The organism is Companilactobacillus hulinensis (assembly GCF_003946555.1).
GTDB classification, from domain to species: Bacteria; Bacillota; Bacilli; order Lactobacillales; family Lactobacillaceae; genus Companilactobacillus; species Companilactobacillus hulinensis.
In genome coordinates this window covers 1-12,456 of the sequence record NZ_RHOO01000028.1, presented here as the reverse complement: position 1 = coordinate 12,456, position 12,456 = coordinate 1, and the positions used below count along the sequence as shown (strand labels likewise).

General features: G+C 37.9%; 3 protein-coding genes. All 3 read right to left on the bottom strand.

The genetic code is table 11. The features are described 5' to 3' along the window. Window positions 1–44: 44 nt before the first annotated feature. The gene (locus tag EKM66_RS11160; RefSeq protein ID WP_125764639.1) at window positions 45–10,196 is read right to left on the bottom strand and encodes an MBG domain-containing protein; all 10,152 of its coding nucleotides are present in this window, start codon (window positions 10,194–10,196) and stop codon (window positions 45–47) included. Between the two features lie 500 nt (window positions 10,197–10,696). Then, entirely contained in the window at window positions 10,697–10,894 is a 198-nt protein-coding gene (locus EKM66_RS11155; RefSeq protein ID WP_125764637.1) for a type II toxin-antitoxin system HicA family toxin, read from the bottom strand. 45 nt (window positions 10,895–10,939) lie between these two features. Further along, entirely contained in the window at window positions 10,940–12,406 is a 1,467-nt protein-coding gene (locus EKM66_RS11150) for an ATP-binding protein (protein ID WP_125764635.1), read from the bottom strand. Window positions 12,407–12,456 lie beyond the last annotated feature (50 nt).

Genomic DNA, 12,456 nt, shown 5'->3' with positions numbered 1-12,456 from the left:
TTAGTCAGATTTACTTCTAACTAAGAGGCTCCTTTGATTTGGTATCAAATTGCTCTAACGAACATATTTATTGCTACTCGATAATACCTAATTCCATTGATATATACGACCCTATCTACTTTGTAAATTGCATTTGCTGGAAGTGCAATGTTCAATACTCTTCCGAATTTGTCGTAAACCGGTGTAACGGAATTAGTGGTTATTTGAATATCAATATTGGAATACTCACGAACTGCCGTGAATGGGACAAATTGATTCGTTGCCACACGGTAATATTGAATTCCATTGATAGACACAATTCTATCTGCTTTGTAACTCATATTAGCTGGTAGTGAAATACTCAATTGTTCCCCACGTTCGTTGTAGAGGGATGTTACAGAATCAGTTGATACGTTAGTTTTGGCATATGAATATTCATAGACCTCACCAACTGGAACAAATTCATTGGTGGCAACTCGATAATAATGTTGTCCATTAATAATGGCAATTCTATCAGTCTTCCACTCTGAACTTGGTTCGAGAACACGATCAATTGCAGAACCAGTATAGTCTACCAAATTTCCTTGGTTATTATTATAAACTCTGACAAATGTTGGTTCTTTGGCAATATAGACATAAACATCACTGGACTTAGCGAACTCATTTGTGGCTACTCGATAGTACATTACACCATCTAAGGTATATTCTTCATCACTATACCAGCCAGTATTGATACCCAATGCTCTGGAATCTATTTGATTTCCATCGATATCATAAAGGTTAACTAATTTAGTTGTTGTCGCAATGTCTTGGTTCTTCTTTACAGTTGTTGTTTGATTATTCGGTATTTCATATACTTCTGGCTTTAGCGGATCAGTATGATTCTTGACTTCGTCTCCATCATTTATCCCATCACCATCGGTATCAGGATTTAATGGATCAGTGCCAGCTTTGATTTCGTCTCCGTCGCTTAATCCGTCTCCGTCGGTATCGGATTTCAGTGGGTCGGTGCCGGCCTTGATTTCGTCGCCGTCACCTACTCCGTCTCCGTCTGTATCTGATTTTGTTGGATCAGTGCCATGCTTTATCTCGTCTCCGTCACTTATTCCGTCTCCATCGGTGTCGGACTTCAATGGATTGGTACCTGCTTTAATTTCGTCTCCATCGCTTATTCCATCTCCATCCGTATCGGATTTCGTTGGATCAGTACCTGCTTTGATTTCGTCTCCATCGCTTATTCCATCGCCATCGGTGTCAGATTTCAATGGATTGGTACCGTTCTTTATCTCGTCTCCATCGCTTATTCCATCGCCATCCGTATCGGATTTCAACGGATTAGTGCCATGTGCAATCTCTTCTGCGTCGCTTACTCCATCTCCATCCGTATCGGGACTTAATGGATTCGTGCCGTGCTTAATTTCATCTGCATCGCTCACTCCATCGCCATCCGTATCTGACTTCAGTGGGTCGGTACCGTGCTTGATTTCATCGCCATCACTTATTCCATCGCTGTCTGTATCTGACTTCAATGGATCAGTGCCGCGCTTGATCTCATCCCCGTCGCTTATTCCATCGCCGTCTGTATCTGACTTCAATGGATTAGTACCGGCTTTGATTTCATCAGCATCACTCACTCCGTCTCCATCCGTATCGGATTTCAGTGGATCAGTACCGGCCTTGATTTCGTCTCCGTCACTTATTCCGTCGCCATCGGTGTCGGATTTCAATGGATTGGTACCGTTCTTTATCTCGTCCGCATCACTCACTCCATCGCCATCCGTATCGGATTTCAGTGGGTCGGTGCCGTGCTTGATTTCGTCTCCGTCACTTATTCCGTCGCCATCGGTGTCGGATTTCAATGGATTGGTACCGGCTTTGATTTCGTCTCCATCGCTTATTCCATCGCCATCCGTATCGGATTTCGTTGGATTGGTGCCGTTCTTTATCTCGTCGCCATCACTTATTCCATCGCTATCTGTATCGGTCTTTAACGGATCAGTGCCATGTGCAATCTCTTCTGCATCGCTTACTCCATCACCATCAGTATCTGGACTTAATGGATTAGTTCCATTCTTGATTTCATCAGCGTCACTTACTCCATCGCCATCGGTATCTGAACTTAATGGATTCGTACCAGCCTTGATTTCGTCCGCATCACTCACTCCATCGCCATCACTATCTGAATTAAGTGGGTCAGTGCCATCTTTCAATTCATCTGCACTACTTACTCCATCATGGTCAGGATCAGTTTGATAATGTGTGAAGTTCGGATTTCCATCATCGTCAACTTTGACAACAGTGGCGGCTCCATCATTTTCAGGCAAAGTAACTCCAATATCTGGTAATGGGACTGATGTACGTGGAGATGTTGGCTTATTATTATCAGATTCACTAACTTTTTTATCTCCAGTTTTTGGATCATAAGTGTAAACAGTAGTCCCACCGTCAGTCCAAGTATTAGTAACTTTGACGACATTGCCATCAGCATCTTTTTCGATGACTTTTACATTTCCATCTGGGTCAACATCTTTACCTAGCACCTTGAGACTGCCAGGTATTATTTCAACGTCGTAATTGGGATTAGTATCCTGAGCATCAATTCCATAAGTTCCAACTGCTAGGGATGTTGGTTTACTATAATCTAATCCTAAGTTTGAAATACTATCGCCAGGCTTTAACGAACCATCATCTATTTTAGCTTGATTTTGTGGTACATCTTTTCCAGCAAACATTGTCTGGTCATCAATACTCAACTTAACTGTACGTCTAGCAACTTTCAAACTACCAAAACTAAATAGTGAGAAATTATAATTAGGATTGCTTAATGCCAAACGGCTAAGAGCTGAAGTATTCAAGCAAATCGTGTACTTACCATTTGCTTGTAGATCTGAAGTTTTCACGACATCCTTATTTTCATCTACAACTTCAAAATCAGTTGGTTTCAATTCAGTGGTAACCCCACCTATTTTGGTCGTTCCAGAAAGGTTAGGTGTATCGCCATATGTTGTATTAACATTATTCGTCGTTACATCAGCAACGGCCTGTTTGATTACAAAGTTATTACCTACAAAACTGACATTGTAATTCTTACTATCTGAAGAACCTTTAATAGCATATGTCCCAACGTTTTGTCCTTGATCACGTGTTAATGTCACACCCAAAGCATCAACATTATCATCTCCAACTAATGCTGGATTAGTAAACGTTAACTTTGGATCAGCATCGCCATAGGTCTTTTCAACAGGATTTATCGTGACCGTAATATCCTTTTTATTTATCGTAAATGTTCCAGGATTAAAGGCAATCGTATAATTACCATTCAACGTTTCTGAAGAATCTTGATTGATCTTATATGTTCCAACATTTTCACCAGCATCACGAACCAATTTGATTCCTAAATCATCTGATGAATTCCCTAATCTATCGTGCTCATCAATTGAGAATCCTAGTGTTGGATCAGTTGAACCATAGGTCTTTTCGTTATTCGTTGCATTAACGGTAATGGGACGTGGATGTACAGTTAGTATTGCTGTACCAAAATTATTATACGTGTAATTACTATTACTCTTTAAGGCAGCCTGTTTCGCACCTGTATATTGAATATGATATATCTTGCCAGCCTGAAGATCCGTAGCTTGAACCACTTTGCCAGATTCATCTACAACTTCAAAGTCACCCTGTTCAATAGTTGGATGATCATCTTTTACTTGGCCCAAGTTACCAGTGAATGTTGGCATATCATCCCCATAAACCACCGTAGCAGCACTAATTGTTGCATCAGCATCAGCTCGAGTGATCGTAAAAGTACCAAGAAGAATGGTTACATCGTAATTGGCACTACTTGGAGCCCCAGTAATCTGGTAAGTTGTTGCGTCTTTGCCATCTTCACGGTTCAACGTAACTCCTAGACTAGATAAGTCATCATTATTTACTAATACTTTCGCTGAATCATCTGTTAATGATAATTCAGGATCAGTTGAACCATAAACTTTACTAATGTTAGCAGCCGTAACAGTTACAGGTCGCTTAGTTACAGTTAACTTAGCTGTACTATCCAAATTATCAAACTGGTAATTGTTGTCAGCGTTCAAATTCTTCTTAGCGGCATCAGTATAACGAATTGTATAATCACCATTTGCATGAAGCTCATCAGGAGTAACAATTTTGTTATTCGTATTATCAAATATCTCAAAATAAGATGTGTCTGGTTGATGAGCAGTATCCGCTTGCCCTAAATCACCAGTTAATTTCGGAGCATCACCGTAAACCATTGTAGCATCTGCCACTGTAGCCTTGATCTCATCAGGCTTAATAGTGAATTCCCCAGAATCTACAGTGATAATGTAATTAGGGTTCGTAGCAGTACCAGTAATAGCATACTGTCCTACATTCTCACCTTCAGCACGAGACAAGCTACTACTTATATCAGACAGCTTATCGCCATTTACAAGAACATTTTCTGATAACGGATCTAAAGTAAAGGTTGCTGGATCCTTTTCACCATATGTTTTACCGCTATCATCCGCCTTGACTGTGATTGGTAGTGCATTAATTGTAAATGTTCCATTTTCGAATGTAATCTTGTAATCACTGTTCAATGCTTCTGAAGGATCCTGATCAATTTCATATTTACCGACATTTTCACCAGTTACACGACTCAATTTGATTCCTAAATCAGTCAATTGATCTTGGTTACCTAATTTATCATCTGTTCCAATTGAGAAACCTAATACCGGATCAATGGAACCATATTTCTTACTTCCACCTGTAGCTGTAACCGTAATTGCTCTAGGAGTAACCTTTAGCGTATTAGTAGCAAAATTAAATTTGTAATTAGTATCACTATTCAAAGCACTCTTTGCAGTGTCGGTATAACGGATGCTGTAATCCCCACCTGCATGCAACTGATTATAAGTAACTATTTTTTTATTTGTATTATCAAATATTTCAAAATCAGTTGGAACTATATTATGCTCACTATTTGCTTGACCTAAATCACCGGTTATTTCTGGAGTATCACCGTAAACCGTTGGTGAACTTGCTATCGTGGCGTTGACAATAGCCTGATTAATAGTAAATTTCCCAGAAGTTACAGTAACAGTGTAATTAGAATTGTTAGCCGTACCATCGATTATATAAGTTTTAGCATCTTCATCTTCAACACGGCTGAAACTCATTTTCAAATCATCTAGCGTGTCGTCATTTGCAAGACCATCAGCCGATGCATCTGTCAATTTGAATTGAGGATTTTCTTTAGTCCCATATGTTTTACTAGCATCTGCCACTGTGACAGCAATTGCCTTTGGGTTGACGGCTAATTTAGCAGTTCCAAATGATTTGAAATTATAATTTTTATCACTCTTTAAATCTGATTGAGCCTTCGCTGTATATTGAATTGTGTAATCTCTACCTGCTTGTAATTCACTGGCAGCTTTTACATTTCCATCTTTATCAACTATCTCAAAATCCGCTTGATCAATATCATGATCTTCGACAGCATTACCCATACTTCCAGTGAATACTGGCAAGTCTCCACCATATGTCATTTTCGACGGATCGACCGTTGGATCAGCCTCCAATTGTGTAATTTTAAAAGTACCTTTATTAAAGGCAATCTTATAGTTTTTATTTAAGTTTTCTGCAGGATCTTCGTTAATATCATAACTTCCAACATTCTCACCAGTTACACGTTTTAATTTAACTCCTAAACTAGCTAGTGTATCTGAACCACCTAGTTTATCATTCGAATCAATCGTGAAGTTCAGCGTTCGATCAGCAGAACCATATACTTTGCCGCTATCTGTAGCAGTAACTGTAATGTTTCGTGGATCAATAGTGAAGGTGCCAGGAGTTACTGTTACATCATAATTTCCATCATCTGTAGATGTGCCAATTATTGCATCTTTATAGGTATCAACATTCTCATCTTTACCTGCACGCGATAATGTGACTCCCAAGTCTGATTCATCATCGCCAGTAACCAGTACACTTGTTGGATCAACTAAGGTAAATGTTGGATCCATATCACCATATGTTTTAGTAGCGGGATTTGCTTTTACAGTTACTTTCTTTTTATTAATAGTGAAAGTTCCCGGAATCACTGTTACTGCATAATTTCCATCATCTGTAGACGTACCAATTATTGCATCTTTATAGGTATCGACATTCTCATCTTTACCTACACGCGATAATGTGACTCCCAATACTGACGCATCTGTATCGCCATTAACCAATACACTTGTTGGATCAACTAACGTGAATGCTGGATCTGCATCCCCATAAGTTTTATTAGCGTCGCTTGCTGCTACAGTTACTTTCTTTTTATTAATTGTTAAAGTTCCGTCAGTTACTTTTACATCATAATTTCCATCAGTGGATAATGTTCCACTTATTGCATAGTTGCCTACATTCTCACTCTTGTTTGCACGTGACAATGTGACTCCCAATACTGATACATCTGTATCTCCATTAACTAATACACTTGTTGGATCAACTAATGTGAATGTTGGATCCGCATCCCCATAAGTTTTAGTAACAGAATCAACTGCAACCGACACAGCTTTTTTATTAATGGTTAAGGTACCAGGAGTTACTGTTACCGCATAATTCTTACTGTTAGACGTACCAGTTATTGCATCTTTATAGATACCGAAATTCTCATTGACTTTTCCATCAATTGCTTCACGTGACAAAGTTACGCCCAAGTCGGATTCATCATCACCCTTGACTAGTACGCTTGATGGATCCTTTAACATAAACTTGGGATCCGCATCCCCATAAATTTTAGTAGCGGTATCAACCGTGACCGTCACAGGTTTTTTACCAATAGTAAATGTTCCTGGAGCAACAGTAACTGTATAGTTCTTATTACTATTATCAGAAGTACCAGAAATCACATATGTACCTGCTTCTTCACCTGCAGCACGTGTTAAAGTGATACCCAAGCTAGTAATATCATCTCCGTTAACAAGTTTCTTAGCTGAATCACTAGCCAAGGTTAATTGAGGATCAGCAGGGTCACCGTATGTTTTAACGTGAGTCTCGGCCTTAACAGTAATTGCACGTGGATTAACTGTTAATTTACCTGTACCAAATGAATTGTAAGTATAATTACTGTCTTTCTTTAAGTTAGCTATAGCCGCATCGGTATATTTAATTTTATAGACACCGCCGACTTGCAATTGTGTAACTGGAACAATTTCGTCACTATCGTTAACTACTTCAAAGTCAGAATTTGTTGTATCAGTTGAGACTAACGTACCATCAGATTTAGAACTACTACCACTTAGCGATGATAATTCGTGGTTAGCATCACCACCATAAACAACAGTTGCATCATTCGCAGTTGCATCGACTTGCTCAGGATCAATTGTCAGAATTGCTGAAACATAAAGTCCGGCATTCTCACTTGTACTTAAACTCTTCAAATAAGTACGCCCAGCATCAGTTAACTTGAAAACATAATGACCAGCATCTTGGGGGGCACCTTTGATAGGAGTATCCGCATTGTTTACATTAAAATATTCATAATAGTCTGGATTATCGAATCCTTCCTTTTGTTGATCAGTAATCGGTTTATCAGGAGAGAAATCCTTACCAAATTTAACAGTTGGAAATCCAATATCAGTATTTTTACCGTTATATGGTATATTCCATGAATCAAATGTCGCTAAAGTATCTTGAGCCTTCTCATTAGTATCATTAAGATCATCTAAATTGATTTTAAAACTAACTAATAAGTTTTGAACTTGCTTAAGTGATGCATAACCATCTTGTCCATCACTAAATATATCGTTTGAATCAGTGGCCGTTCCTGCACTATCAAACGATGTCTTAGCTGCCCCATTAGTAGCAGAAAGTTCTGTATAGATTTTAGTTATCGAATCCAACAGCTTTTGTGCAGAGTCCTTTTGGTCTTGGGACAGATTGGCTATACCTATGAAGTCGTTATAAGCTTTTTGCGCGGCAGCCTTGTAATCATCAGCCTTCGTTTGGTTAGATGCAGCTTGTGCATTCCAATAATCCAAAGTTGTCGATGTTGGCAATAATAAACTGCTGCTAGTTTGTGGTTTTGTTTCATCGACTGAATCTGTAGCAGTGGCATCCCCAACATTTGACCAATAATAATCATTACTAGTAATTGGTGTCTCGTTATCACCGTTAGTAACATCTGTTCCATTAGCATCTTTATATGGTTGCTTATCCAATTTATCAGACACAGATTGACCAGTTCCGACGGAGGCTTTAGTAATTACAGTTTTGCCATCAACAGTTGTACCCGTCCCAGTGTAATAGTGTCCAAGAGGATTAGCTTCAGTTGTTGTAGTATCCGAACCAATCTTACCTTGATCAATTATCAATGTATCTTGAGCAATGCTAGCTCCGTCTTTTGGAGCTGCCAAATTGATCTTTGTTGGGGTATATCCTGGAATTTGAATCAATGATGGTTCTCCATCTACAGCAGTAACTGTCACGGGATCCAATCCTTCAATAGGCTGCTTTGTCACGGAATCAATTGGTGTAACGACCGCTTTATAAGCAAGTCTGACTGGAATATTTACTTCTTGATCGCCGCCGTCAGCAACTGTATATGTGTAATAAGTACCATCAGCAACATCCTTGTAATCATCTCCGCCAATATAGTGAACCTCAGCATTGTTATTATCGGTAGCACTTGCCCCATCAATGACGTAAATATTACCAGCTGAATCCGTTGGTATAACGGATACTAGATTAGGATCAACGCTCTTATCCGCCACCGCACGTGCAGCAGCCTCTTGAGTTGAGAAAACAGAAATCTTATCACCAATATTGGCAACAGCTGTAACCTTAGTATTGTTCAACAAAGCACCACTATCAGCTGAATCCGTTAATTTAACTGTTAGTGGAATTGTTTTAGGAGTGTAAGTAAAATTATCTATTTTAGCTGAATAATCATTCCAACTACCACCAGTTGAGGCAGCAACAGAAATAGAATATCCATTGGTAACATCCGTAATAGTTCGTGAAAATGAGTTACCTTTATCACCATTAAGTATTAAGCTCAACGTTTTGGTTTCAGCCAGATAATCCATTGTAAAAGTATTCATCGGTGTTTGACCACGAGGGTTTAGAACACTGGCATCCTTACAATCACTAGAATTAGCAACTGACTGTAATTTTCCATCGGCACCCGTTGTACGCCATCCAATATATGGTTCAAAGCTTTTAATACCCCAGTTCCCTGATTTTAGAGCAGGGTCATTATATGAATCCCTATTATCATACTCATCAAAAATAAATCCAAAAGCATTATCCAAGCCTTGAAGCCCAAGCATACCACCTGAACCACCTTGTGTGGCTTTAGCTGGATCTCCAGGCGCAAAAATAAAGCCAACACTATCAGCACCATTGGAAGTTTTACTACCAATTCCTAAAGCTCCGGTCATAGAGAAGTTGTGGCTAAAATCAATTTCGTGTTCAAATGATACGTGAGCAACTTGGTGACCTTGAATATTAGTTGAGTTTCCAGGAGAAGTGTAATACGTATGAGAATCATTACTTGTCAATTGAACCGTTCCATCTGAACTAATCGGTACAACATGAGTATTGTCAGCAGCGTCATCTTGTTGATCTCCGCCACCTTTATCCTCAACTGTAGCCGTAAAATGATTAGCAATTTGATCAGCAGTCAATGTGACCTCTGAGGCATCGGTACCAACACTAACACCTTTACCTGTTAAAACTGGATACTGAGTAGCACTTGTATCCGCTGAAGCAGCCTCCGGTTGAGCTGTTTGTGGAGTCGTTGTGACACTTCCAGACTGTGCAGTTAACGCATCTGAACGCATTAGACTTGCTCTTGAAGCTATTGGCTGTACATTTTCCGCAGATACATCATTCGGAACCTTATCATCTTGGGCATTAGATTCGTCAGCTGGTTTATCCTGTGCGGATGGTGCAGGAGTATCTTCACTATCTGCTGGTTTCGTCTCTTCAGCTGGAGCTTCCGGCTGAGGCTTATCCGTAGATGTATCCGCTTTCTCAACCGTCGAAGTTTCTTCTGGATTTGTTGTAGCCGCATGAACACTGACAATTCCTGTGTTCTCAGCGAATGTGAACGCGGAAAAACTGATAAGTAATGTGCCAAAAATACGTGTCTTTATCTTCCAACCTGTACGAGCTTTATATAAAATAAATCTCTTTTTAATCTCATAGTTACTTACCTTTTGCCTCAAAATTTAAATCCCCTTTGTAAATCGGCTAATAATAATTAACCGATACACCTCTATTTTCCCCATTTGAATAAATCGTAATATTTCAACAAAATTGTATTCATGTGTTGTAGTCCACTCAATTTCTAAGTCGATGATCGTGTAAATGTTACCTTTAATAGGTAATGACATTGATAAAATATTTTTGTTAATTCACTACATTATTGACATTCTGCCTTTTTATAAAAATAATTATGAGAATAGTATAGACCGCCCTGTATAAACAATCAACGCAATATTATGAGCGAAACGTAGGCATAACGCCATACATTAATGGTATATATACTTGTATCCATTGTGGCTGTTGTTATGCGCTATATAGACCAATTTAGATATAACAAAAAAATTTAGTAAACAAATATTTTTATAAATTCTTTGTATGTAAAAAGCAAAAATTCCATAACCAAAAAATGACCCGCAATCTTAGGATTACGAGTCATTTTTTTGAACATATTCAGATTTTATTAATTTTGTTTGATGCCAGCCTGCTTCAATATTTTACTCTCAATACCATGTTCCAGTTCCTTATCATTATGAATGGGAACCGGAAGAGTTACATTAGTGGCTGGATTGTACATTTTTAAATGAGATCCATTTTGTGATTTCTCTATGAATCCATTTTGCTTCAATAATTTAACAATTTTATGTGATTTAAGTGCCATTTTATCTTCCTTTACCATCTTACCTGATACTATCTACATCTAGTATTACATACATTTCGTAATTAGTATCTGATAGTGACTTATGGAAGGGGAAATACCGCTGTGGATTAAATATATGAAATTAATTATCTCCCGGTTATCTCCCGGTTCTACAATATCTCTTTGACTAAGAACATATCTAGTCGACGGTCCAGCTCCTACTTTTTTTAAAATATCGTTATCAACCATATTTTTAAGGAGTTGATTAGCCTGAGTATTTTTTATATATAATATAGATTCAACCGTTACCCGACTAATATAAGTATTTTTCTTCAAATATTCTATAATTTTTAAATTACTACTATTCAAAGTGTCACCTTTTCCCAATTTAAAATTAGTTGTTTTCAACTTCTTATCTATATAATTCAAATTGGGAAGTATCACTTTCACAAAATCCTCTTTAGCATCAAACTGCGGATGAACTTCTTCATCCACATACTTGCTAATAATCCTACGAATACCAGTACCGTAATCCTCAATGTACTTCAGTTTGTTTAATATTTTAATTATCCGTGGATTCCTCGGTAACGTTTTCCCCTCCAAAACAGCCTCAATCTTCATTCCTCCTGGCAATGGGCCCGGCGACATTATCGTCAATCTATCATCAAATATTTCTATTTGGATTGGAGATTTATTAAAGTACGATCGATGTACCACTGCATTAATAACAGCCTCTCTGATAGCCACACTAGGATAACTTTGTTTTTCACTTCTTTGAGCATTTCCAGTTATTTTAGCAACCAATGAATTATTTAAATTAATAAATGTCAAAATATCATCAATCTGTTTTGTCAAGCAACCACCAAATTCACGTCTATCTTTAAATTGATCTACATTGATTCCTTCAAAAATTGCCACTTTTACAGTGAATACATTCTGATTACTAAATAGTAATGCTGTATTAGTATATTTTTCATTACTATTGTAAAACCCCAGTGCATTTGGTTTGAAATCAACGTCCATACCATTGAAGACCATTCCAATATCATTAAAGGTCAAATTCTGATTAAACGATTCTGATGAATCGAAAGAATCCAATTTCTGATTCGAAAGCATCTTCATAACACGTTCAGGAGATGCCTTAACTGATTCTGAACCATTTCTTACATATGCGTTACCATCTAAAAAATATGGTTTAGAATCTCCAGGCTTAATTTCAATATAAGTAATATTCTGTTTTATTTTTATATAAACTAATCCCACTGGGCTTGGATAGTATATAGAACTAGAAATCCAATGCCCCATTTTTTCTTCAATAGTGTGACGCTCAATGTCCGAATATGTATGTATAACGCCTTGATCATTATCATCTATCCCTAAATAAATATATGCAGTTTGAGTTCCATTTAAAAAAGCAGCAATTTCTCTTTTGCATTTTTCATTAAACTCAACTTTATATTCAGTAGTTTCATTTTCAATTGAAGGCAGCCATTTATTTTTTAAATTGAGAGATTGCAAGTTTAATCCGAACACTTTGTTAAATATCCACGAAATGAATCAATGGCAGTATTCCAGCCTAAAAC